Genomic DNA, 24,152 nt, shown 5'->3' with positions numbered 1-24,152 from the left:
ATTGTCAATTTGAAGTTTACCTATAAAGGATCTGTGCTGTCACCCGTTGGTTGTAAATTTTTATTTGGGCCACTGTTTTTCCTATTTTTCGAATTGAAAAGTTAAAACGCTCATTTAAAACATTCATTTCATGCTTTAGATCACTTTTTAACCACGCCAACCTTTTACAATTACTCAACAAGACGATTACAATAACATGACTGGTAAGACCAGATAAAAGCTATACTACAATAACGACTGAAACCAATGGCTACACACCAATAACAACACATTAATTTCAACGCTGTTGGTTTTATTTACTCATCATAATAAGGAAGATAAAGATGGCCACCCTACTCACTCTCATCCTCGCGTTCATCGCGCTTGGGTTTTGTTTATATCATCGTAAGTCCCAACTCATTACCTTGGCGTCTATGGCTGTCGTGTTGGTCGCTTCGACTTTAGTTGGCGGCTTATCACCGATTATTTTAGGCCTGTTTATTATTGTTGCTGCCTTGATTTCAGTGCCATCTATTCGTCGTTCACTGTTCAGCAAACCGGCTCTAAAAGTGTTTCGCCAGATCCTCCCTGCGATGTCACAAACTGAAAAGGAAGCCATCGATGCGGGAACTGTTTGGTGGGAAGCCGAGCTATTCAAAGGTAAACCTGACTGGAAAAAACTGTCTAATATCAAAGCACCACAATTAAGCGCCGAAGAGCAAGCCTTTATTGATGGGCCTGTAAATGAAGTGTGCCGTATGGCCAGTGATTTCGAGATCACTCATGAATTGGCCGATTTACCACCTGAAATCTGGCAATATCTAAAAGATCACAAATTCTTCGCCATGATCATTAAGAAAAAATACGGTGGCTTAGAATTTTCTGCCTACGCGCAATCTGTCGTACTACAAAAACTCACCGGTGTTTCTGGCGTCCTATCTTCTACCGTGGGTGTACCGAACTCATTAGGCCCAGGTGAGCTATTGCAACACTACGGCACCAAAGAGCAACAAGATTACTACCTGCCACGCCTTGCGGAAGGTAAAGAAATTCCATGTTTTGCATTAACGAGCCCAGAAGCGGGTTCCGATGCCGGTGCCATTCCTGATTTTGGTATCGTATGTAAAGGTGAATGGGAAGGCAAAGAAGTGCTCGGTATGCGCTTAACTTGGAATAAACGCTACATCACCCTAGCCCCTGTAGCGACCGTATTAGGTCTTGCCTTTAAACTTCGCGATCCTGAGGGATTACTGGGTGATAAAGAAGACATTGGCATCACCTGTGCCTTGATCCCTACCGATACTCAAGGTGTCAAAATTGGTCGCCGTCACTTCCCATTGAATGTCCCGTTCCAAAATGGTCCGACTCAAGGTGAAAACATTTTTGTGCCACTCGACTACATCATCGGTGGCCCTGAAATGGCAGGTCAAGGCTGGCGTATGTTGGTGGAATGTTTATCTGTCGGTCGCGGTATTACTCTACCTTCAAACTCAACCGGTGGAACCAAAACAGCCGCATTGGCAACCGGCGCTTATGCCCGTATTCGTCGCCAATTTAAGCAACCTATTGGTCACATGGAAGGTATCGAAGAACCTTTAGCACGTATCGCTGGTAATGCTTATGTTATGGATGCCGCAAGCCAATTAACGGTCGCTGGTATTGATCTTGGTGAGAAACCATCGGTTATCTCAGCAATCGTGAAATACCACTGTACCCACCGAGGTCAACGCGCCATCATTGATGCCATGGATATCGTGGGCGGTAAAGGTGTGTGTATGGGCCCATCCAACTTCTTGGCGCGTGGCTACCAAGGTGCACCTATTGCTATCACCGTTGAGGGTGCGAATATTTTAACCCGTTCGATGATCATTTACGGTCAAGGTGCGATTCGCTGTCATCCGTATGTGTTAGAAGAAATGGAAGCGGCGCATTCTAGTGAAAAGAATGCACTGGCCCGTTTTGACAAAGCGGTCTTTGGCCACATCGGCTTTAGCATGAGTAACGCAATTCGAAGCTTGTGGTTAGGCATTACCGATGGTCGCGGTTCCGATTATGCGGTACCAAACGATGCTAACTTCAACGGTATCGTGCATGATCAAATCAAAGGCTATTACCAAAAACTCAATCGTTACAGTGCCAACATCGCATTAATGTCTGACATCTCAATGGCGGTTTTAGGTGGTTCACTAAAACGTAAAGAACGTTTATCCGCACGTCTTGGTGATGTGCTCAGCCAGCTTTATTTAAGCTCTGCAACCTTGAAACGCTTTGAACTAGAAGGCTATCAAGAAGCCGATTTACCTCTTGTTCACTGGGGTATTCAAGATAGCTTGCGTCAAGCTGAAGAAGCGATTGACGATTTCTTGCGTAACTTCCCATCGCGTGGAGCAGCGGCGTTAATGCGCGTTCTCATCCTGCCATTTGGTAAAGTACGTAAAGCGCCAAGCGACAAACTCGATAACGAAGTGGCGTTAATTCTACAAACACCTTCAGAAACGCGTTCTCGTATTGGCCGCAATCAATATTTGGAACCAAGTGAGCATAACCCAGCAGGTCGCATTGAACGTGCTCTGGTTACGATTTTAACGGCAGAACCTTTGTTTAATCATATCTGTAAAAAGCTCGAACAACGCCGCGCCTTTGTACAACTAGATAAAGTGGCTGAGATTGGTTTAGAAAATGGTTGGATAAACGAACAAGAAGCCAACATCCTACGTGATGCTGAATTCTACCGCTTAGAAACCATTAATGTGGACGATTTCGACCCAAGTGAGTTAAGCGCAAAAAAGACTGAACCCTCAGTCAGCTCAAAAGTTGCTTAAGCCGAGATCTTAAAACTAAAACGCTCCAGTGGTGATATCAACAACTGGAGCGTTTATTTACCAATCTATTGAATAATCTACTGCTCCGGCTCACAGCGCCACAAACACGTTCCTTTTTTAGCAAACACATCCAAGCGTTCTTCATGTAACTGTAATTCTTCATCGGTGGCTTTTAATACTTTTAATGCCTTGCAGCCGGTCGCTCGCTTAATCGACTCACCCGTCTCACCTTCTTTGGCTTGGCCTGCATTAAATTGCATCGCGGTTTGACCACCGGTCATCAGCAGATAAACATCCGCCAAGATTTCGGCATCGAGCAAAGCGCCGTGCAAAGTACGATGCGAATTATCTATACCATAACGATCACACAACACATCCAAGTTATTGCGTTTACCTGGGAAGATTTTCTTCGCCATCGCCAAGGTATCGGTGATTTTACAAACTTGAGCAGTCTTAAGTGGTTGTCCCGCTAACTCAAACTCATAATCCATAAAGCTCACGTCAAAGGGCGCATTGTGGGCAACTAACTCAGCACCTTGAATAAACTCTAAAAACTCTTGATGGACTTGTTTATATTCTGGCTTATCGACCAAAAACTCATCGGTAATACCGTGAACCGCGATCGCTTCCGGATCAATCTCTCGGTCGGGTTTGATATACACATGAAAGTGACGGCCTGTGAGTTTACGGTTCACAATTTCTACCGCACCGATTTCAATAATGCGGTGTCCCATATACACAGGTCCACCTTCTCGGTTCATACCCGTGGTTTCGGTATCGAGAACGATGATGCGGTCATAAGAAACATTAGTGCTGGTATTCATAATAAACTCTTGTCAGACTAGCCGTATTAACTCATATCGGCACATAGTATCAAATCATGGCGAAACACGTAGAAATTTTCACAGACGGTTCTTGTTTAGGCAACCCAGGCCCGGGTGGTTATGGGATTGTATTGCGTTACAAAGGCAAAGAAAAATACCTTTCTGAAGGGTTTACCCTCACCACCAATAATCGCATGGAAATGATGGCAGCCGTCGTCGCGCTAAAAGCCTTAACCGAACCTTGCCAGGTGACATTAACCACTGATAGCCAATATGTTCGCCAAGGCATCACGCAATGGATTCATGGCTGGAAAAAGAAAAACTGGCAAACCGCAGCGAAGAAGCCGGTTAAAAATGTCGACTTATGGAAGGCCCTAGACCAAGAAACCGCACGCCATCAAATTGAATGGCATTGGGTCAAAGGCCACGCAGGGCACAGAGAAAACGAAATTTGTGACGAACTTGCCCGTACTGCTGCCGAGTCCCCTACCCAAGAAGATGCTGGGTTTGAAGCCAACTCGGATAAATAAAGGACTTCTAGTTATCAGCAGCTAAGGTTATTTACTGCGACGCAAACTCTTATTAAACCCAACACTGGCTGGTGACAACCCTCGACGTTTCACCTTCCAGTGCGGTTTGATGGGCTTAAGTGGATACATGCGCTTTTTAGCCACAATAAAATACACACTACCGAACGTCGAGCCGCAAGAGCCTAAACCGTGCTCTAACCAAGTGGTAAACGCCCGCCCTTTACTCACCGGAAACAACGCATAAGTATCACAGTGCAATACTTCGTAATTAAGCAACCCTAGCCAATCTTTGATGCGATATGGCGTAAACATACGGCCACTCCAAGGCAGATTATTCTTTCGCCAAGGCATCAAACTTGAAATGCCAGTGAGGCTAATTGGATTAAAGCCAGTGAGAATTAAGTGCCCGTCATCAATAATTATTCTATCAATTTCTCGCAACAGCCGATGAGGATCGCTACAATAGTCTAGCTGGTGACAAACCAAGGCAGCATCGATGCTTTTTTCAACAAAAGGCAAATCATAAGCATCAGCGATGACGGAATGAAGCGGATTTTCAATATCAACATTGACTTGATGTTTGATATTGCAATTGTGTGTGGTCAATTCGCAGCTTAGCCCACCGAGTTTAAGCATGTGATAACCAAAAAACTTGGGGCACCACTCATCAAGGCGAGTTTGAATCGATTCAGAAACCCATTCACCATTTTTTAGCTGCTGCCAAGAATGGGGTTGAACTAATGACTTTTGAATACGTGCTGGCTTCATTGAATAGACATCTCTTCGCAGTCGGGATTGGAGATCCACATGTTAACTGATAACAAAAATTCAGGTTTAACGGTCAAAAGCATACCTGCATTTAATGATAATTACATCTGGCTGATTCAAAATAATACAACGTCCTGTGCCATAGTCGACCCAGGAGAAGCGGCACCCGTTTTAACCAGATTAGAACAAGATAATTTACAACTTGAGTTAATTATCATCACTCACCATCACCCTGATCATGTTGGCGGCGTGGCCGAATTACTGCGCCATTGTCCTAAAGCCAAAGTCATAGGCCCAAGCAACGACCCAGTGTTAATGCTGACTCAATCAGTTCAAGGTGGCGATCGCATTGATATCTTCGGTGAAACCTTTTTAGTGATGGATGTTCCTGGGCATACCCATGGTCACATTGCTTATGTTGGCGATGGCAAACTATTCTGTGGTGATGTGCTTTTCTCTGCCGGTTGTGGCCGTGTGTTTGAAGGCACTTATGAAGAGATGTTTCAATCGCTACAAAAACTTGCCTCATTGCCACAAGAAACGGAAGTGTACTGCGCTCATGAATACACTTCCTCTAATGTCTCTTTTGCGCTAGCGGTTGAGCCTGATAATCAACTACTGCACGAATACCGTGACGAAGTAAACCGTCTTCGTGCGCAAGAAAAACCCACACTCCCAACCACCATTCGCCAAGAAAAGTGGATTAATCCATTTCTACGTTGCCAAGAACCAAGTGTAATGAAAGCCGTTTCAGCACGTACCGATGAACTGAACGAATTATCGGTATTTGCGGCATTGCGTGAATGGAAAAATGAATTTTAGTATGGAAAAAACACGGTTGTAAGCCTTTTGTGACACGCTTCTAAAACCTGCTCATAAACAGTTACAAACGCTTACAACTTGTTTTTTGATGCCAAATCAATCAAATTGCTCATAAAATTATCTAAAACTTCATCTATTCTCACACTGAATATCAGGTTTTATGCCGTTTTAGACTATTTCGCGCTTGCCAGAGATTCATAAACAAAAGTATCATTTGCAGCCATTTTCTAGAGGCTGTTTTTAATGAATTCAAAATACATTTGGGCTACGGCTTTACTCCTGGTAGGTTGCCAGACCGTACCAACTAACACCGATCAACAGACCGATGCTAAGGACAAAGCTAACCAAACTGTATCTGTTGATTCAGGTAAAACTCAAAAGGTCAAAGCGCCGGTTGTTAAAAAGCCAGTGCAGTTGACCCCTCAACAACAAGAGGATCTTTGGAAGCGCATTTCAATGCAGTTTAAACTTCCAATTCCTGACGATCCAAGCATCGAATATTACCGTAACTGGTACTTGAAAAACCCGACCCACTTAAAAACGGTATCGGAGCGTGCTGCGCCGTTTCTTTATATGATCACCACTCGTATTGAAGAGCGTAAATTGCCATTGGAGCTTACGTTACTGCCTGTCGTTGAAAGTGCGTTTGATCCCTTTGCTTATTCATACGGCAGTGCAGCCGGTTTATGGCAATTCGTTCCAATGACGGCGGATCGTTTTGGTTTAGATATCAATTATTGGTATGACGGCCGACGCGATGTCAGCGCATCAACCAATGCTGCACTAGATTACATGACTTACCTTGGTGATCGTTTTGATGGTGACTGGGAAAATGCTATTGCGGCCTATAATAGTGGCGGTGGGCGCGTCTCTAGCGCTATCCGACAGAATCGCAAAGCGGGCAAGCCGACCGATTTCTTCTCTCTGAATTTGCCGAAAGAAACTCGAGGCTACGTCCCTAAGTTGTTAGCACTGGCTGATATCCTTGCTAACCAAGAAGCGTACGGTGTTGATATTCCAGCGATTCCAAACAAGCCAGTACTGGCAGAAGTGAATCCAAAAGAACAACTAGATTTAGCCATCGCCGCCCAATATGCCGGCATCTCAGTAAAAGAACTACAAAGCTATAACCCTGGTTACAACCAATGGGCAACATCACCAACTGGCCCGTATAGCTTTTTAGTTCCATTAGACAAAGCGGATCGCTTTAATGAGCAAGCGGCTAAAAAGAAAGGTAAGGGTATTCAATTTATCCGTTATAAAGTTAAGCCAGGCGACAGCTTGAGTGTGATAGCGAATAAGAACCAAACCACCAGTAAAGCAATTCAAACTGCGAATAACCTGAATAACAGTAACATCCGCGTTGGCCAATATTTATTGGTACCTCGCTCAAGCCAAAATAACACTAACTACACGTTAAGTGCAGAGAACCGTTTAGCTAAGATTCAATCCACTTCACGTGGGCAATTGAAAACGGAATACACGGTAAAAAATGGTGACAGTTTCTGGGCGATTGCAAAAAACAACAATGTTTCAGTGCAATCATTAGCAAAATGGAACGGCATGGCTCCAAACGATTCATTGCGTGTTGGCCAAAAGCTCGTGATGTGGAAAGAGAATAAAACCGGCGCGGTGATTCGCACTGTCGTTTATAACGTTCGCTCTGGTGATACGGTTGGCAGCATTGCACAGAAATTTAAAGTTGAAACCCACCAAGTATTAGCTTGGAATGGTCTTGATCGTAAAGATTACCTACAACCGGGTCAGAAATTGAAATTGTATGTCGACGTGACCAAAGTCGGCAGCGTCTAACCGTACTAGAGAATAAAAAGCCGCTAACCTTTAAGCCTCGTCTTGTACGAGGCTTTTTATTTTGTACTTGGCTTTCAGTTTTCTTAAGATTTCGAATTCATCAGCTCATCGTCATATCAATGCTCTAGACGAAAACTCACGAGTAATGGGTTATGGTCAGATGCACTTGTGGTTGGAGAGCTCGCTGATACCATTGTTAAGCCACGATAAAATACATGATCAAACGGCAAGTCATTAAGAAACACTTTACGGTTATCCGGTGTAAAAGCCACTTCTTTCATACCCAGTGAACCGGTGATACGTCTTAATTCTTCTAACCGAGTTTCGCTCCAAGTATTAAAATCTCCAGCGGCAATTAAAGGACCTTGGTGCTTTTTCACCGCCTTTTCCAATTGCTCAATCTGCTGCTCAAACTCTTTAGTTCCGACAGTGAAATTGATCGCATGTACATTGATCACGACTAAATCTTGTCCATTTGAAAGTCGATATCGTGCATACAAAGCGGACTTAGGTAACATAATCCAAGGCTCAACGCTGGTATACGCACAAGCTCTAATGGGCATTTGACTGGCTAAATTCAGCACGCCAGCACTCACACCAAACGCCTTAAACGCATTGACATAACTCGCCCCCCAGTCTTGTAAGTCAACCCACTCCTTTAATTTAGAAGATAAACTCGCTTCTTGAAGTAAGATCAATTGCTTATCTTGGCTAAATTGACTGAGAGCTTGCTGCCATCCTGGATCGGCTTGCTTATGTATATTCCACACCATAAGATCTAGATTCCCTTGGTTATCAATCGCATCGGGCTGTGATTCCGATTGATGACAATACCAATTTGAAGAAGAGTCTTGCTGGTGGATTGAAATGATTTGCGGCTGTTTAGGAATGGTAAAAATAGAATAAAAACCAACCACTGAGGCTCCCGCTAGAACCGCAACCCCCATTGCCCAATATTTTAGTTTCATTAATCAAGATCCATTTAGGTAATACAATCAGTGCACAAACAAAAAAGGAAGCGAAATCGCCTCCTCTTTATGCCAATCTAGTTTTTATAGAAACCTAACGGTTTATACCGCTTCGTCGTCTTCTTCGCCAGTGCGGATACGAATAACTCGCTCCACCTCTGTGACAAAGATTTTGCCGTCACCAATTTTACCGGTTTGAGCGGTTTGCATAATACAATCAATGCACTCATCAACCACGTCATCTGAAACCACAATTTCCAGTTTCACTTTCGGTAAAAAATCGACCATGTATTCCGCGCCACGGTACAGCTCTGTATGACCTTTTTGACGGCCAAAACCTTTCACTTCTGACACCGTCATACCTGTAATGCCAACATCAGCCAAGGCTTCACGAACATCATCAAGTTTAAATGGCTTAATGATTGCTTCAATTTTTTTCATTGGTTCTTATCCCTAAAACTCTGAAACTTCTTTAAAGTATACCTCTCAACACAGATTGTGAAAAGGTATCCTCATCACTGTCAATCCGACGGCAGCCACAATAATTGATATTCGACGCCACTGTAGGCTTGACCGACACACAAGCCTACTGCGGCAACTAATTCATTATCATCGACTAAAAATGGGATCTGCTGACGTTGCCAGGTTGGAATTGACCAATCTTGCAATAATTTTTTCAAGGCTCGCCCATAAGGTCTGCCTTCTGGATGTGCGTGAATACCAGTAGCAGAGAACGTCACATTCAATACTCGTAAACGGTGTGGTAGAGACAGGGTTTGAATGCTCTTTGCCTTTAACGATTGAACATCGAAATCGTTTTTCTGTTCAGCCTGATTGAGATTACCATCTTCTTGCTTAATCTCTTGGTTATTAAACTCTTGATTATTAAACAGGGGCTTCAATACCAGCTGCCCCAAATCATGTGGCAAAGTCAACGGGGTGGCGATATCCCATTGCACATTAAAATCAGATAAATCTGGGCATTGATTAAAGGCATACAATTGATGTTGATGTCGACCAATTTGAGTATTGCCATAAGTCAAAATAGGAGCGGCATCAGGCTTGGATAATGCGACGTTATGCCAAATTTGCTGTAGCTGCTTTTCACTTGGCATAGTGAAGCCTTGTTCTTGTAGCCACAATCGTAAAATTGCGTTTCTGCAAGCCTCTGACTGCTTTTGCAATTCATTGATAGCAACTGAGCCATCATGACTTAATAAGCCCTGATAACGCTCATTTAGCAGCTCTTTAAGCAGATTTTCTTGTTGAGCGCACAAAGCAGCACTTCTCGCGACCGATTTTTCAATATTCGGCCAACGCTGTTTTAATGCGGGTGCAATTTCATGGCGGATAAAGTTACGATCAAAGCGGGTATCTTGATTGCTTTCATCTTCCACCCAATTCAGTTGGCACTCATTAGCATAAGCCTGTAACTCTTCCCTAGAAATATTCAATAACGGACGAACCAAGCTACCCTTAGCAAAAGGCATTGCGTGTGCCATGGATGCTAACCCTTTAGGCCCACTACCGCGCTTCAGCGCCAATAAGAAGGTTTCGAGCTGGTCGCCTTGATGATGCGCGGTCAGCAATAAATCGTTCCCATTAATATGTTTGGCTAAGGCTTGATAGCGAGCTTCTCTTGCAGCTTGCTCTAAACTCACTCGAGTTGCCGTGTTCACATTCACTCGTTCAGCAACAAATTCAATTTGGCTGTCTTGCGCCCATTGCTGACACTGAATTAACCAAGCATCCGCATTGGTGCTTAAACCGTGATGAACATGAACAGCTTTGATTTGAATTTGGGGACGTTGAGACTTTAACTGAGCTAATAAATGCAGTAACACACGTGAATCTAGGCCACCGCTCAATCCCAACACCAAATTGGGATTATCGGCAAGATAAGGCTTCAAGGTGTGATAAAACGTCGTGTACAGCATAGTTAAAGTACTCTTTAAAGGGTCTCTACCCAAGTAACGTCAAAAAGATAATTGATACAATCGCCGAAAAACAAAAAAGCGAGCCGAAGCCCGCTTTCAGTGTATCAACGATGTACTGTCGTCATCAAAGATTAACAGTAGCCGTAGCTCATCAAACGTTGATAACGACGCTCAAGCAGGTTGTCATTATCTAAACCATCAAGCTCTTCAAGTTGCGCTAATAGCGTTGCTTTCATGTTTTCCGCCATACCAACGTAATCACGATGTGCGCCACCTAGAGGCTCTTCGATAACAGTATCGATCAAGCCAAGATCTTTTAGACGAGGAGCAATCAAGCCCATCGCTTCAGCGGCTTGTGGTGCTTTATCTGAATCACGCCATAAGATAGAAGCACAACCTTCCGGTGAAATAACAGAATACGTAGAGTATTGCAGCATGTTAACGTAATCGCCCACACCGATTGCCAATGCGCCACCTGAGCCGCCTTCACCAACAACATTACAAATGACGGGTACTTTTAAGCCAGACATCACTTTTAGGTTACGTGCGATAGCTTCCGATTGACCACGTTCTTCTGCACCAACACCAGGGTATGCACCCGCGGTATCGATAAAGGTAATCACTGGGATATTAAAACGTTCCGCCATTTCCATTAAACGTAATGCTTTACGGTAACCTTCAGGGCGTGGCATACCAAAGTTACGACGCACTTTTTCTTTGGTTTCACGACCTTTTTGATGACCAATCACCATCACAGGGCGACCATCTAAACGAGCTAAACCACCAACGATAGCTTTATCATCGGCATAAGCACGGTCACCTGCCAGCTCATCAAATTCAGTAAATACGTTTTCGATATAATCAAGCGTATACGGACGTTTTGGGTGACGCGCAAGTTGAGCAACTTGCCATGCACCTAAGTTGCCAAAGATTTTTTTCTTTAGCTCTAAACTTTTCGCTTCTAGTTGGCTGATTTCTTTACCCAAATCAACAGATGTATCACCGCCATGAAGTGACCCTTCACGTAAAGCTTCAATTTTTGCTTCTAGTTCAACAATGGGTTTTTCAAATTCAAGAAAATCTAGGCTCATCAAAGAATCCTTTGTATTGTTTTAATTATTCCTACTACGCTAGTCCATCATACTTGAAGTTGCACCATAATTGATAACAACTTTAACCATTTGGAGACATACCTATACTAGATAATGTTTACCGCAATAAAAATCAATCAGCGCATATTATTCATTAATCGGATAATAATGCCCTGTTCTTTAGTTAAATTCGAGTTCTACTTGCTTAGTTCCAAGAAGAAGTTTTAATTCATCCAATAAATTATCATCTGGTGTTACTCGCCATTCGACGCCCAAAGACAATTTTGCTCTCGCATCTTGGCGCTGATAATAAATATTGACCGGAACCGTACCCGCTCGGTATGGCTCTAAAATTTGACTGAATTTGTCGAAAAATTGTCCGTCAATTTGTGATTGTTCAATCGAAATTGATAATCCTTTGGCGTATTTTTCACGCGCATCCGCAAGACTCATCACTTCACGAGCCGACATTTTAAGCCCACCATTGAAGTCATCAAAGCTGACCTGTCCAGAAACGACGACAATTTTATCTTGTTCTAACAATTCCGCATAGCGTTCAAGCGCATCAGAGAATAACATCACCTCCAAGCGACCAGAGCGATCGTCGAGTGTCATCAGGCCTATTCGTGTGCCACGTTTTGTCGTCATCACACGCGAGGCAATCACCAACCCAGCAACGGTCATGCTTTGATCTCGTCGCGTCGGTTGCAAATCATTTAAACGACATTGCGTGTAGGTGGATAGCTCTTTCAAGTAGGCATTAACTGGATGCCCGGTTAAATACAAACCTAACGTTGCTCGTTCGCCTTCAAGCCAAACTTTTTCAGGCCATTCCGGCACTTGAGCGTAAGCCTGCTCAACCTCTTCCGGCGCCTCGGTTAATACACCAAACATATCAGATTGACCAAAGGCTTCCGCTTGGTGGAACTGCCCAGCCGCTTTCACTGCTTCATCGAGTGAAGCCATCATCGCCGCTCGGTGTGGGCCTAATCGGTCTAATGCGCCTGCTTGGATCAGTTTTTCAATCACGCGCTTATTGCATTTTTTAAGATCAACACGGGCGCAAAAATCAAACAAATCTTTAAAATAACCACCTTGTTCACGACAGCTGATGATATTTTCAATCGGACCTTCACCGACCCCTTTAATTGCACCAATACCGTAAACGATCTCACCATTCTCGTTAACGTTAAAGCGATATAGGCCTGAATTCACATCCGGTGGAAGCACTTTCAGATTCATGCGAATACATTCATCCACCAAACCAACCACCTTTTCGGTGTTATCCATATCAGCCGTCATTACCGCCGCCATAAACTCGGCAGGATAATGGGTTTTAAGCCATAACGTTTGATAAGAAACCAACGCATAAGCGGCTGAGTGCGATTTGTTAAACCCGTAACCAGCAAACTTTTCTACCAGGTCGAAGATTTTCATGGCAAGTTCGCCATCGACACCGTTCTTCTCTGCACCTTCTTTAAAGACTGAACGCTGCTTGGCCATTTCTTCTGGCTTTTTCTTGCCCATGGCACGACGTAACATGTCCGCGCCACCCAGCGTGTAACCCGCCAAGATCTGGGCAATTTGCATCACCTGTTCTTGATACAAAATGATGCCGTAGGTCGGTTCTAACGTTTCTTTTAAAGATTCATGCTGCCAAGTGGAATCAGGGTACGAGACTTCTTCTCGGCCATGTTTACGGTCAATAAAGTTATCCACCATGCCCGACTGCAATGGGCCTGGGCGGAACAAGGCTACCAGTGCGATGATGTCTTCAAAACAGTCAGGTTGAAGGCGTTTGATCAAATCTTTCATGCCGCGAGATTCCAGCTGGAATACCGCAGTCGTTTCTGAATTTTGCAGTAAGCGGAAAGAAGCTGGATCGGCTAGATCAATCGACTCAATTCGAACCAGATCTTTGCCTTCTTTTTCTAAACGAGGGTTAATCAACCCAAGCGCCCAGTCAATGATGGTTAATGTGCGCAAGCCTAAGAAGTCAAACTTAACCAAGCCCGCATATTCAACGTCATTCTTATCAAACTGGGTTACGGGGAAATGCCCTTCTGCATCACAATAAATGGGTGCAAAATCGGTAATGGTGGTTGGTGAAATCACCACCCCCCCGGCGTGCTTACCGGCATTTCGGGTACAGCCTTCCAAAATACGGCACATGTCGATGAGTTCTTTAACTTCTTCATCGGCTTCATACAACTCTGGCAATTGTGGCTCCGCTTCAAATGCTTTGGCCAGTGTCATTCCAGGATCAGGCGGCACTAATTTTGAAATACGATCAACAAAGCCATACGGATGCCCTAGCACTCGACCTACATCGCGAATAACCGCTTTTGCAGCCATGGTACCGAATGTAATGATCTGGGATACGGCATCACGGCCATACATTTCCGCGACGTGGTCGATCACACGGTCACGCTTATCCATACAGAAATCGACGTCGAAATCGGGCATGGAGACACGTTCTGGGTTTAAGAAACGTTCGAACAGTAAGTCATATTCCAGCGGGTCAAGATCGGTAATTTTTAACGCGTACGCCACCAATGAGCCCGCACCAGAACCACGGCCTGGGCCTACAGGGATGCCGTTATCTTTTGACCACTGGATAAACTCCATTACGATCAAGAAGTAACCTGGGAAGCCCATTTGGTTAATAACGTCTAATTCGACTTGTAAACGCTCGTCATATTCAGGACGCTTTTCGAGTCGAACCTTTTCATCTGGAAATAAAAACTCAAGACGCTCTTCCAAACCTTCGCGAGATTTCATGACCAAGAATTCGGTTTCTTTCATGCCTTCCGTTGGGAACGCAGGTAAGAAGTATTCACCAAGACGTACCGTTACGTTACAGCGCTTAGCGATTTCAACACTGTTTTGCAGAGCTTCCGGAATGTCTTTAAACAGTTCGAACATTTCATCTTCTGTACGTAAATATTGCTGTGAACTGTAGTTTTTAGGTCGACGTGGATCTTCTAGCGTATAGCCATCGTGAATCGCGACACGAATTTCGTGCGCATCAAATTGATCTGGCGTGAGAAAAACGACTTCATTGGTCGCCACCACCGGCAAATCATGCTTTTCAGCGATGTCGAGCGCAAAATGAAGATACGTTTCTTCATCAGGGCGTCCAGTACGAGTGAGTTCTAAATAGAAATGATCCGGAAAATGGGTTTGATAAAATTCAAGGCAGCTGTCTAATAATGCTTGATTACCTTTGAGTAAAGCACGACCGACTTCCCCAACTCGCCCACCAGATAGGATGATCAAGCCTTCTTTATGATTCACCAGCCATTCTTTATCAATCACAGGTTGATGCTGAACGTGACCACGCTGATAGGCTTCTGAAATCAATAATGTTAGGTTTTTATAGCCGACATTATCTTTTGCCAAAATGGTTAAACGGGTTAATTCATCGCCGAATTCCGGTGATTGCAAGGTAAAATCAGCGCCAACAATCGGCTTAATACCACAACCATGCGCTGTGCTGTAAAACTTCACCAAACCACACAAGTTTGTAAAATCAGTGAGGGCCATGGCAGGCATGCCAAGCTCCGCTACTTTTTTCACTAGCGGTGGGACTTTCGAGAGGCCATCGACCATTGAAAAGTCACTGTGAACGCGAAGATGTACAAACTTAGGATCAGACATAGATTTACTGTATTTTTTGGTATTGAACAGAAAAAGCAGAGTGTGAAAGTGTAAGGGCTATTGGCAGACGCAACAATCATTTTCATTGCGCTTGACTCGGATTGACACTTATTCGACTAACCCAAGCACCTTTTTCACTGGTTTATAGCTTTTACGATATTGAGCCAATAATTCAGGCATTTGGTTTATATCATGTTGTTCTATCGCCAACATATGCGCTTTGGTTGGGTAACCATTATGCTTAGCAAAACCAAACATGGGAAATTGAGCATCAAGTTGTTTCATTTCTTCATCGCGCGCAACTTTCGCGATAATCGAAGCGGCGCTGATTTCAGCCACACGCAAGTCCCCTTTTACCACGGCTAAGCTAGGCATAGACAGTTCAGGGCAACGGTTCCCATCAATTAAGACATGATCGGGCTGAAGGTTCAATCCAGCCACTGCACGCTGCATCGCCACCATGGTCGCCTGTAAGATATTTAGCTCATCAATTTCCCAAGCCTCACAACGGCCTAAAGACCAAGCGAGCGCTTTTTGTTTGATTTCGGGTAATAAGGCTAAACGTTTCTTTTCAGTTAATTTCTTAGAATCAGTCAGGCCATCAATGGGATTATTAGGATCGAGAATCACCGCTGCGGTCACTACAGCGCCCACCAATGGGCCTCGGCCGACTTCATCGACCCCAGCAAACAATGTGTAGCCTTGCGGGTATTCAAATGGTGGCAATTCAACACTCATGCGTTTGCCTCTTTATGCAATAAATTAGGATCGATCAAATTCAATACTGCTTTTGCTGCTTGCGTATCGGCATCTTTACGAATCCATTGGTGCATTTCATGGAATGATGCTTGCATCGCCTTACCTTCATCCGTCATTAAGCGAGACACTTCATTAGCCAGATTTTCCGGTGTGCACTCTTCTTGCAAAAACTCTTTCACCAGCTCTTTATCGGCCAAGATATTTGGAAGAGAGACATATTTGGTTTTCAACATGCGGCGAGCGATAAACGCACTAATAGCATTAACACGATAGCCAACCACCATTGGGCGATTCACTAACATACACTCAAGTGCCACAGTACCAGATGCCAACATGACGACATCAGACGCTTCAATCACGGTTCTAGCGGTGCCATCACGCAGTTCAAAATGCAACTCTGGGGCATATTGTTTCCATGCTTGCTCAAATTGCTCTCGACGTTTTTGGTTCACTAACGCGACCACAAAACCCAAATTAGGGTATTGCTTCGCTAAACGTTGGCAAGTTTGCATAAAAGGTTCGCAAAGCATTTTCAATTCGGCATTACGGCTACCTGGCAAAACCGCGAGCCAGGTTTTATCTTGCTCTAAACTTAAGGTGTCACGCGCCGCTGTTTTATCGGTTTCAAGCGGAATAGCATCGGCTAAAGTATGGCCAACAAACTCACACGGCACGTTAAATTTATCATAGAAGGCTTTTTCAAAAGGCAAGAAAGCCAAAACTAGGTTGGTCGCTTTGGCAATACCATGAATACGGTTTTGACGCCAAGCCCAAACCGATGGGCTGACATAATGCACGGTTTTAATTCCAGCTTGTTTGAGCGGCAACTCTACACGCAGGTTAAAATCTGGAGCATCAATCCCAATAAATACATCTGGCGGATTTTGAGTAAAGTAATCGACAATAGATTTTTTGATTTTCAGAATGCGCGTCAAACGGCCAAGTACTTCAACCAGCCCCATCACAGACAATTCTTCCATATCAAATAAAGAATCGCAGCCTTGCTCGATCATTTGCGGTCCACCGATACCCACAAATTCGGCATCCGGATGAATCTTTTTCACCGCTTTAATTAGGCCAGCCCCTAGTATGTCTCCCGACAACTCACCCGCAACAATGCCAATTCTTAATCGACGTGTCATAGCTTTTCCCATAAATAAAAGACCCGGTAATAAAAAAGGCCCAATCAATAGGCCTCTTTAATATTCAATTGCACAGAATCAATAGGTACAAAGTGCAGTTCAAGCCAATACCTTTGATTGATTAGCGAACGATACCACGCGTAGATGCTTCGATAAAATCAACCATGGCTTGTACTGATTCAAACTGTGCTGCATCTTCGGCCATTTCTGCTTTCGCTTCTTCAATGGTGTTTTTATTACGATATAAAGACTTATAAGCGCGACGAATAGCATGAATTTCAGGCTTTTCAAAACCACGACGCTTCAAACCTTCAAAGTTTACACCGTAAGGTTTGGCGTGGTTACCTTGTGCAATCACAAATGGAGGTACGTCTTGCGCGACGCCAGATGCTCCGCCAACCATACTGTGCTGACCGATTTGACAGAATTGGTGTACCGCCGACATGCCGCCAATAATAGCAAAATCACGTACTGTCACATGGCCTGCTAAGGTTGCGTTGTTAGCGAAAATACAACGATTTCCAACCACACAGTCATGAGCGATGTGAACGTTAATCATAAATAAGTTATCACTACCCACTTGAGTGATACCTTTATCTTGAGTAGTACCACGGTGCATTGTCACGCTTTCACGGATAATGTTACGGTCACCAATCACAAGTTTGGTTGGTTCACCTTTGTACTTGAGATCTTGACAAGCTTCACCGATCGAAGCGAATTGGAAAATTTTGTTATCTTTACCAATGACCGTTGGGCCTTTGATTACAACATGCGAATACACTTCAGTGCCTTCGCCAATCTCAACATCAGCACCAATGTAGGTAAAAGGACCTACTTTTACGTTAGCGCCGATCTTAACGCCTTCTTCAATAACAGCAGAAGGATGGATTTGAGCGGTTTCATGAATCATTGAGGCCACCTTTAGAATTCGCGACGCGCGCATTTTAGTTCAGCAGAGCAGACAACCGCACCATCAACTTTAGCCACACCATTAAACAGTGCGATACCACGACGGTCCTTAATGAATTCCACTTCAATCACTAGTTGATCACCCGGTACAACAGGTTTGCGGAATTTCGCGTTATCAATACTTGCAAAGTAATACAGTTCATTTTCAGCGGGTGCACCGAATGATTTAAAAGCTAACAAGCCAGTTGCTTGCGCCATCGCCTCTAAAATAAGCACACCAGGGAAAATAGGAAGTTGAGGGAAATGGCCGGTAAACTGCGGCTCATTTACTGACACATTTTTCAGTGCTACAAGGTATTTTTCTTCTTGGTAATCCGTTACACGGTCAATCAATAGGAATGGGTAACGATGAGGAAGCAGTTCGCGGATTTCCGTAATATCGAGGGTTTTCTTTTCTGTAGTCAAAATATTTATCCTATTAATAATCGTCTAACTGAGCGAATCTAATTTGCTTAATTATAAACGCAAAGCCATTTGGAATATATACCCAAGTGACTTGGGTATATACTCAAAACATGTGGCCTTACAGTATGATGAGAATAGCTCATAACTTTAAAAGCGGTTGAAATGCTCGCCTATAAACAAAAAAGGCCAGCACAAAGCTAGCCTTTTAGTGATGCTAGACTAGACCTAGTCTTCTAATTTCTTTTCTAATGCTTTTAAACGTTTGTGCATATCTTCAATTTTCAAAGTACGCGCTGCCGTTTTGCGCCATTCTCTATTGGTTTGCAATGGAATGCCTGATGAATAGATGCCTTTCTCACTGATACTACGCATCACCATGCCCATACCCGTAATCGTTACGCCATCTGCAATTTCAATATGCCCATTAAGCACGGATGCGCCGCCAATAATACAGTACTTACCAATTTTGACACTACCTGCCACAGTGGTACAACCAGCCATTGCGGTGCCATAACCAATATGAACGTTATGAGCTATTTGAAGATGGTTATCAATAATGACGTTATCTTCAATCACCGTATCGTCAATCGCACCACGGTCGATGGTGGTACAAGAGCCGATTTCAACTCGATTACCGATCACCACCGAGCCAAGCTGAGGGATTTTCACCCACTCACCACGGTTATTCGCATAACCAAAACCATCGGCACCAATCACGGTATTAGATTGAATCAAACAAGACTCACCAATGACGACATTATGGTAAATACTCACATTGGCCCACATTTTGGTATTAGCACCAATTTTGGCATTTTTACCGATGAAGCACCCAGCGCCAATCACCACGTTATCGCCAAGCTCTACACCTGATTCGATCACTGCGTTATGCCCGATGCATACACCTTCACCTAACTTAGCATCCGCCGCAATCGCCGCACTTGGTTCAATACGCTCCGCTGGTTCAGGTGTAGTATCGAGTGCTTGTGCAACCAAGGCAAAAGCAAGATAGGGATCAGGCACAACAATTGCGTTAGTTTGGCAAAGCTCTAGCTCGCTTGATTTAATTAAAATCGCACTCGCTTGGCACGCGCTGAGGTGTTTACGGTACTTTGCGTTGGTCAAAAAGGTAATTTGCCCTTCGCCCGCTTTGTCCATAGCAGCTATTGTGGAAACGGTGACAGCACCGTCTCCATGTAATTCGCCACCAGTAATTGCTGCTAGTTCAGCAAGAGTCAGTTTTGGCATGGTTTACTTCTATTATTTCAGTTCTTTGATGATAGCGTCAGTTAGGTCAGTGCTTGAAGTCGCATATACAAGCGCTTGAGCATTCACAACTAAGTCATAACCTTGTGCTTTTGCCACTTTGTCGATTGCTTCTTTAATTTGAGAATCAATCTTCTTCATCTCTTCTTGACGAACTTTATTCATGTCTGCTTGGTAAGTTTTCGCTTTCACTTCTAACTTCGCTTGCATCGATTGAATATCGATTTTCGCGTTATCCACATCTGAAGCAGACATCAACTGACCATCACGCTTAAGTTTGTCTACTTTTGCGTCGATTTGTTTTTTCAATTTATCCAGCTCGGCTTTTTTATCTTTGCCAGACTTTTCTAATTTTTTTTCTACCGCTTGCACTTGAGGCATAGTTTGGAAGATTTTAGCGGTATTCACATAGCCAATTTTCTGTGCTGCTTGAGCGGCTGTCGCAGTAAGCGAAGCAGTTAACACAACAAGACTTAGACCAGCAACTTTCATTAATTTTTTCACAATCATTTCCTTACAAAAAATCTAAAATTAGAAGGTTCGACCAATAGTAAAGGTAAAGAATTCTTCATCATCACCTTCATAAATTTTAATCGGTTTCGCCAACGAGAAGACCAATGGGCCCATCGGTGACATCCATTGCATCGCCACACCATAAGATGCGCGATATTCCAGTGGATCTGAGTAATCATAATAATAATCACGACCAGACATGTTTGCATCCATATCACGGTACTTGAACTCAGTATCCCAAACACTTGCCATGTCTACAAACACGCTCGTACGCAGAGATTGTTGTAGCTCTTCCGACGCAAATGGAGTCGGTACGATTAACTCAATACTTGCCAATGCCGTCGCATTACCACCGACAGAATCATCGGTTGCAACATAGTTCGGGTTATTACCACCGTCACCACCACCTTCATCATACACCGCTTTAGGGCCGGCTGAGTTAGAGCCAAAACCACGCAATGAAGAGAAGCCACCTGCATAGTAGTTTTCATAAAATGGGAACAAGTTATCATTCCCTTTCGTCGAACCATAGCCATTACCATAACCTAATCGACCACGAAGTAGTAACGTGAAGTCTTCTTTCTTGGTTAGTGGGATGTACTGTTTAGCATCATATTGAATTTTGTAGTACGGAACGTCAGAGCCAGGTACAGTTATTTTAAAAGTTGCACGTTGGTGGTTACCCGCGGTCGGGAAATACCCTTTATTGAGGTTGTTCCGAGTCCACGAAATATTCACATCGTAATCATTAACTTCTAACTCACCATTATTTGGATCGTAGTTTCCTGCGGCCTGTTGCGTCTGCAAGAAGCCTTCATTTTGTACATACGGGTCAATATTGGAAATTTTGTTATGAGTGTAACCCACACCTAACTCAATGTAGTTCAGTTCGTTAATTGGGAAGCCCCAAGTTAAACTGGTACCGTAACTTTGGTTGGTATAGTCAACAATACCCGCTTCTGATGCTTCAAACTCATTATAGAACACCTTACCACCGAGACTTACGCCATCCAGTGTCCAATAAGGATCGCGATATTCTAAGCTGATGTTTTTCTGATAATCGTTTGTCATGGCATTAATACCAATACGATTACCCGTCCCTAAGAAGTTATCTTGCTGTAAGCCCACCTGGAAACTCACACCAGACTCTGTACCATAACCGATACCAAAGTTAATGCTACCTGAGTTGGCCTCTTTCACGTTATAAACGATATCGACCTGATCATCCGTTCCTGGTACACGCTGTGTTTGTACATCGACGGTTTCAAAGAAACCCAAACGGTTCAAACGCGCTTTACCGGTTTCAACAGATTTAGAGTTGAGCCAACCACTTTCCATTTGACGCATTTCACGACGAAGCACTTCATCTTTGGTGATGTTGTTACCGGTGAAGCGAATATCACGCACATACATGCGGTTACCCGGATCCACTTGTACGGTTAAGGTCACTTCTTTCGTTTGGTCATCAAATTCAGGAATAGTTTGCACTTTTGGATAAGCGTAACCCGATTCACCTAAGCTCTTTTTAATACCATCTTCTAAACTCGTGACAAGTGAGCCATTGTAGGTATCACCTTCTTCAAAAGGCACCATGGCATTAAATTCTTCACTTTTACCAATCAAGTCACCACGGAACTTCACATCTTTAACCGTGTAAGGTTCACCTTCATTGAGATTCAAAGTGATGTAAACGCCTTTCTTATCAGGCGAAATAGAAACTTGTGTCGATTGAACTTGGAACTTCAAATAACCGCGGTCAAAGTAGTAACTGCGCAGTTTTTCAATATCACCTGCAAGCACTTGCTTTTGATATTTTTCATCCGCCATAAAGTTCCACCAAGGCACATCAGCATTCAAATCAAAACGTGAAAGGAGCTCATCGTCGGTAAAGACTTCATTACCGATAAAGTTAATTTGTTGAATTTTTGCTGATACGCCCTCAGTGAAGACAAACTTTAAGTCTGAACGGTTACGAGGAAGAGGCGTGACCACCGCTTTTACCGTCGCATTGTATTTACCTACGCTGTAGTAAAAGTCTTCTAACCCTTTTTCAATGGTACTGAGTTTGGTGCGATCTAATGCCTCACCAACACGAATTCCAGACGCATCAAGGTTTTGCTGTAATTGCTCATCTTTAATGGCTTTATTGCCTGAGAATGAAATATCAGCGATGGTTGGACGCTCTTTTACTTGAACAAGCAACACATCACCATCACGAAAAACTTTCACATCTTCAAAGTTACCCGAAGAATAAAGCGCTTGAATAATTGCCGACGCATCTTGTTCGTCGACGGTATCCCCAACACGCACTGGCATTTTTAACAATACCGCACCTAGCGCGACACGTTGTAAACCTTCAATTTTAATATCAGAAACTTCAAAAGAGTCTGCATGCGCGACCGTACTCAACATCAGCAAGGTCGAAATCCATAAACGTTTGATCGCCATAAAATTTATTATTAATCCTTTATACTTCTTGGCCTTGATAAACCACAACTGGCACTACAGGCGAGCAAAATCATTGAAAATTGCAATTAACATCAAGGAAAAAATTGCAGCGCTGCCAATACGATATCCCATTTCTTGCACTTTTTCAGGCACAGGTCGACGAATCACGGCCTCGACTGCAAAAAATAACAAATGCCCACCATCAAGTACAGGCAGAGGCATCAGGTTTATAATGCCTAAATTCACACTTATTAACGCTAAGAAGCCTAAAAAGTAAACCAAACCAAAATCGGCGGTCATCCCAGCACCTTTCGCAATGGTAATTGGGCCGCTCAAATTATTAATACCAACATCGCCAGTAAATAATTTTTTTACCATAGTGAAAGTCAGATCCATTATCTGGCCTGTTTTTTCAATCGCTTTTGGTATTGAGGCAAACGCACCGTATTTTTGATCAATCAAATACGACTCAGGCCAAGCACCAACGGTTGGCGCCACACCGGCAAAACCAATTGTGTCACCATTTTTTAAACTTTTGCTAGCCGGCGTTAAAGCCAGTGTCAGTTGTTGGTTATCTCTTTCAACTTGTATCTCAAGCGTTTTATTTGGGCTATCGGTTACTTTTGCAACAAACTGTTCCCAACCTTCAATTGACTGACCATTAATCGCAACTATCTTATCCCCGACTTGTAAACCAGCCGCCTCCGCAGCACTGCCTTCGGTTACAGCCGTTAATACCGGAGTAATCTCAGGACGGTAAGGCTTAAAGCCCAAAGTCGTGATGGCTGAATCAACCTCTGGGTCAAACTGCCAGTTCTGCGTATCTAATGTAATCGTTCGTTCTTGACCGACTTCATCCGCTGAGCTGACTTTCAAAACAATGCGTTCATCACCGATATGAGATACCAGTGCCATGTTCACTGAATCCCAATCAGGGGTTTCGATACCGGAAATCTGTTTAAGTTCCATTCCAGGTTCAATACCAGCCTGCGCGACAATAGAATTGGGCGCAACATCACCAATAACGGGCTTTACAGACGGCACACCGATCATAAACACGAGCCAATAGGCAACAATCGCAAATAAGAAATTAAAGGCAGGGCCTGCAGCGACAATCGCACTGCGTCGCCATAAACTTTTGTGATCAAACGCGAGATGTTTTTCATGCTCCGGCACTTCATCCACTCGAGAATCGAGCATTTTAACAAAGCCCCCCATTGGAATCATTGAAATGGAGTACTCTACCCCATCTTTGCCTTTACGAGACCAAAGGGATTTGCCAAAACCGATTGAAAACTTTTCAACTTTGACACCACAACGTCTTGCTACCCAAAAGTGTCCAAACTCATGGATAGCAACGAGAATTGCGATTGCAACAATAAATGAAGCCAAGTTCCATAATATGCCAGTCATTAAAATACGCTCTGCTAAAGTTTAAGT

Annotated in this window: 19 protein-coding genes; 4 read left to right on the top strand and 15 right to left on the bottom strand. The window is 43.6% G+C overall.

What is annotated here, in order from left to right:
• The first annotated feature begins 323 nt into the window (after positions 1-323).
• Complete coding sequence (fadE, locus tag Vgang_RS03790; RefSeq protein WP_105903500.1) at positions 324-2,801, top strand: acyl-CoA dehydrogenase FadE; 2,478 nt, start codon at positions 324-326, stop codon at positions 2,799-2,801.
• A 77-nt stretch (positions 2,802-2,878) separates the two neighbouring features.
• On the opposite strand, the gene dnaQ is transcribed toward fadE, so the two are convergent.
• Complete coding sequence (dnaQ, locus tag Vgang_RS03785) at positions 2,879-3,625, bottom strand: DNA polymerase III subunit epsilon (protein ID WP_105903499.1); 747 nt, start codon at positions 3,623-3,625, stop codon at positions 2,879-2,881.
• Between the two features lie 56 nt (positions 3,626-3,681).
• On the opposite strand from dnaQ, the gene rnhA reads away from it, so the two are divergent.
• Entirely contained in the window at positions 3,682-4,155 is a 474-nt protein-coding gene (rnhA, locus tag Vgang_RS03780) for a ribonuclease HI (protein ID WP_105903498.1), read from the top strand.
• Between the two features lie 27 nt (positions 4,156-4,182).
• Here rnhA and Vgang_RS03775 read toward each other — a convergent pair whose 3' ends face one another.
• Positions 4,183-4,923: a class I SAM-dependent methyltransferase gene (locus Vgang_RS03775; RefSeq protein ID WP_105903497.1), complete on the bottom strand. Its 741-nt coding sequence runs from the start codon at positions 4,921-4,923 to the stop codon at positions 4,183-4,185.
• Positions 4,924-4,962: 39 nt separating this feature from the next.
• Here Vgang_RS03775 and gloB point away from each other — a divergent pair, with 39 nt between their 5' ends.
• Complete coding sequence (gene gloB, locus Vgang_RS03770; protein WP_105903496.1) at positions 4,963-5,745, top strand: hydroxyacylglutathione hydrolase; 783 nt, start codon at positions 4,963-4,965, stop codon at positions 5,743-5,745.
• A 243-nt stretch (positions 5,746-5,988) separates the two neighbouring features.
• Positions 5,989-7,557 (top strand): LysM peptidoglycan-binding domain-containing protein, encoded by a 1,569-nt coding sequence (locus tag Vgang_RS03765; RefSeq protein WP_105903495.1) that lies wholly within the window; start codon positions 5,989-5,991, stop codon positions 7,555-7,557.
• Positions 7,558-7,673: 116 nt separating this feature from the next.
• Here Vgang_RS03765 and Vgang_RS03760 read toward each other — a convergent pair whose 3' ends face one another.
• The 13 genes from Vgang_RS03760 to rseP form a co-directional block, all read right to left on the bottom strand.
• Positions 7,674-8,525 (bottom strand): endonuclease/exonuclease/phosphatase family protein, encoded by an 852-nt coding sequence (locus Vgang_RS03760; protein ID WP_105903494.1) that lies wholly within the window; start codon positions 8,523-8,525, stop codon positions 7,674-7,676.
• A gap of 102 nt (positions 8,526-8,627) precedes the next feature.
• Complete coding sequence (gene glnB, locus Vgang_RS03755; RefSeq protein ID WP_027696925.1) at positions 8,628-8,966, bottom strand: nitrogen regulatory protein P-II; 339 nt, start codon at positions 8,964-8,966, stop codon at positions 8,628-8,630.
• 80 nt (positions 8,967-9,046) lie between these two features.
• Positions 9,047-10,462, bottom strand: a complete 1,416-nt coding sequence (gene tilS, locus Vgang_RS03750; RefSeq protein ID WP_105903493.1) for a tRNA lysidine(34) synthetase TilS — start codon at positions 10,460-10,462, stop codon at positions 9,047-9,049.
• A 131-nt stretch (positions 10,463-10,593) separates the two neighbouring features.
• Entirely contained in the window at positions 10,594-11,553 is a 960-nt protein-coding gene (gene accA, locus Vgang_RS03745; protein ID WP_105903492.1) for an acetyl-CoA carboxylase carboxyl transferase subunit alpha, read from the bottom strand.
• Between the two features lie 180 nt (positions 11,554-11,733).
• Positions 11,734-15,213 (bottom strand): DNA polymerase III subunit alpha, encoded by a 3,480-nt coding sequence (dnaE, locus tag Vgang_RS03740; RefSeq protein WP_105903491.1) that lies wholly within the window; start codon positions 15,211-15,213, stop codon positions 11,734-11,736.
• Positions 15,214-15,321: 108 nt separating this feature from the next.
• Positions 15,322-15,951 (bottom strand): ribonuclease HII, encoded by a 630-nt coding sequence (gene rnhB / locus Vgang_RS03735; protein ID WP_105903490.1) that lies wholly within the window; start codon positions 15,949-15,951, stop codon positions 15,322-15,324.
• Entirely contained in the window at positions 15,948-17,114 is a 1,167-nt protein-coding gene (gene lpxB / locus Vgang_RS03730) for a lipid-A-disaccharide synthase (protein WP_105903516.1), read from the bottom strand. The genes rnhB and lpxB overlap by 4 nt, the downstream gene beginning before the upstream one ends.
• 121 nt (positions 17,115-17,235) lie before the next feature.
• Positions 17,236-18,024 carry an acyl-ACP--UDP-N-acetylglucosamine O-acyltransferase gene (gene lpxA, locus Vgang_RS03725; RefSeq protein WP_105903489.1) on the bottom strand — a complete coding sequence of 263 codons (789 nt, stop codon included), beginning with the start codon at positions 18,022-18,024 and terminating at the stop codon, positions 17,236-17,238.
• Between the two features lie 11 nt (positions 18,025-18,035).
• Positions 18,036-18,488 (bottom strand): 3-hydroxyacyl-ACP dehydratase FabZ, encoded by a 453-nt coding sequence (fabZ, locus tag Vgang_RS03720; RefSeq protein WP_105903488.1) that lies wholly within the window; start codon positions 18,486-18,488, stop codon positions 18,036-18,038.
• A 225-nt stretch (positions 18,489-18,713) separates the two neighbouring features.
• Positions 18,714-19,733: a UDP-3-O-(3-hydroxymyristoyl)glucosamine N-acyltransferase gene (gene lpxD, locus Vgang_RS03715; RefSeq protein ID WP_105903487.1), complete on the bottom strand. Its 1,020-nt coding sequence runs from the start codon at positions 19,731-19,733 to the stop codon at positions 18,714-18,716.
• A 12-nt stretch (positions 19,734-19,745) separates the two neighbouring features.
• Positions 19,746-20,261 carry an OmpH family outer membrane protein gene (locus tag Vgang_RS03710; protein WP_245879972.1) on the bottom strand — a complete coding sequence of 172 codons (516 nt, stop codon included), beginning with the start codon at positions 20,259-20,261 and terminating at the stop codon, positions 19,746-19,748.
• Between the two features lie 21 nt (positions 20,262-20,282).
• The gene (bamA, locus tag Vgang_RS03705; protein WP_105903486.1) at positions 20,283-22,712 is read right to left on the bottom strand and encodes an outer membrane protein assembly factor BamA; all 2,430 of its coding nucleotides are present in this window, start codon (positions 22,710-22,712) and stop codon (positions 20,283-20,285) included.
• Between the two features lie 54 nt (positions 22,713-22,766).
• A complete protein-coding gene (gene rseP / locus Vgang_RS03700; RefSeq protein ID WP_105903485.1) occupies positions 22,767-24,125 on the bottom strand; it encodes a sigma E protease regulator RseP in 1,359 nt (452 codons plus the stop codon).
• Between the last annotated feature and the right edge of the window lie 27 nt (positions 24,126-24,152).

The organism is Vibrio gangliei (assembly GCF_026001925.1).
Taxonomy (GTDB): Bacteria; Pseudomonadota; Gammaproteobacteria; order Enterobacterales; family Vibrionaceae; genus Vibrio; species Vibrio gangliei.
Note: the sequence above shows the minus strand (reverse complement) of the source record. Positions and strands in the feature narration are given on the sequence as shown.

Bases quoted from the DNA above. Each gene is read 5' to 3' on its own strand.
- fadE (WP_105903500.1), top strand. From the start codon at position 324: ATGGCCACCCTACTCACTCTCATCCTCGCGTTCATCGCGCTTGGGTTT.
- dnaQ (WP_105903499.1), bottom strand. From the start codon at position 3,625: ATGAATACCAGCACTAATGTTTCTTATGACCGCATCATCGTTCTCGAT.
- rnhA (WP_105903498.1), top strand. From the start codon at position 3,682: ATGGCGAAACACGTAGAAATTTTCACAGACGGTTCTTGTTTAGGCAAC.
- Vgang_RS03775 (WP_105903497.1), bottom strand. From the start codon at position 4,923: ATGAAGCCAGCACGTATTCAAAAGTCATTAGTTCAACCCCATTCTTGG.
- gloB (WP_105903496.1), top strand. From the start codon at position 4,963: ATGTTAACTGATAACAAAAATTCAGGTTTAACGGTCAAAAGCATACCT.
- Vgang_RS03765 (WP_105903495.1), top strand. From the start codon at position 5,989: ATGAATTCAAAATACATTTGGGCTACGGCTTTACTCCTGGTAGGTTGC.
- Vgang_RS03760 (WP_105903494.1), bottom strand. From the start codon at position 8,525: ATGAAACTAAAATATTGGGCAATGGGGGTTGCGGTTCTAGCGGGAGCC.
- glnB (WP_027696925.1), bottom strand. From the start codon at position 8,966: ATGAAAAAAATTGAAGCAATCATTAAGCCATTTAAACTTGATGATGTT.
- tilS (WP_105903493.1), bottom strand. From the start codon at position 10,462: ATGCTGTACACGACGTTTTATCACACCTTGAAGCCTTATCTTGCCGAT.
- accA (WP_105903492.1), bottom strand. From the start codon at position 11,553: ATGAGCCTAGATTTTCTTGAATTTGAAAAACCCATTGTTGAACTAGAA.
- dnaE (WP_105903491.1), bottom strand. From the start codon at position 15,213: ATGTCTGATCCTAAGTTTGTACATCTTCGCGTTCACAGTGACTTTTCA.
- rnhB (WP_105903490.1), bottom strand. From the start codon at position 15,951: ATGAGTGTTGAATTGCCACCATTTGAATACCCGCAAGGCTACACATTG.
- lpxB (WP_105903516.1), bottom strand. From the start codon at position 17,114: ATGACACGTCGATTAAGAATTGGCATTGTTGCGGGTGAGTTGTCGGGA.
- lpxA (WP_105903489.1), bottom strand. From the start codon at position 18,024: ATGATTCATGAAACCGCTCAAATCCATCCTTCTGCTGTTATTGAAGAA.
- lpxD (WP_105903487.1), bottom strand. From the start codon at position 19,733: ATGCCAAAACTGACTCTTGCTGAACTAGCAGCAATTACTGGTGGCGAA.
- Vgang_RS03710 (WP_245879972.1), bottom strand. From the start codon at position 20,261: ATGATTGTGAAAAAATTAATGAAAGTTGCTGGTCTAAGTCTTGTTGTG.
- bamA (WP_105903486.1), bottom strand. From the start codon at position 22,712: ATGGCGATCAAACGTTTATGGATTTCGACCTTGCTGATGTTGAGTACG.
- rseP (WP_105903485.1), bottom strand. From the start codon at position 24,125: ATGACTGGCATATTATGGAACTTGGCTTCATTTATTGTTGCAATCGCA.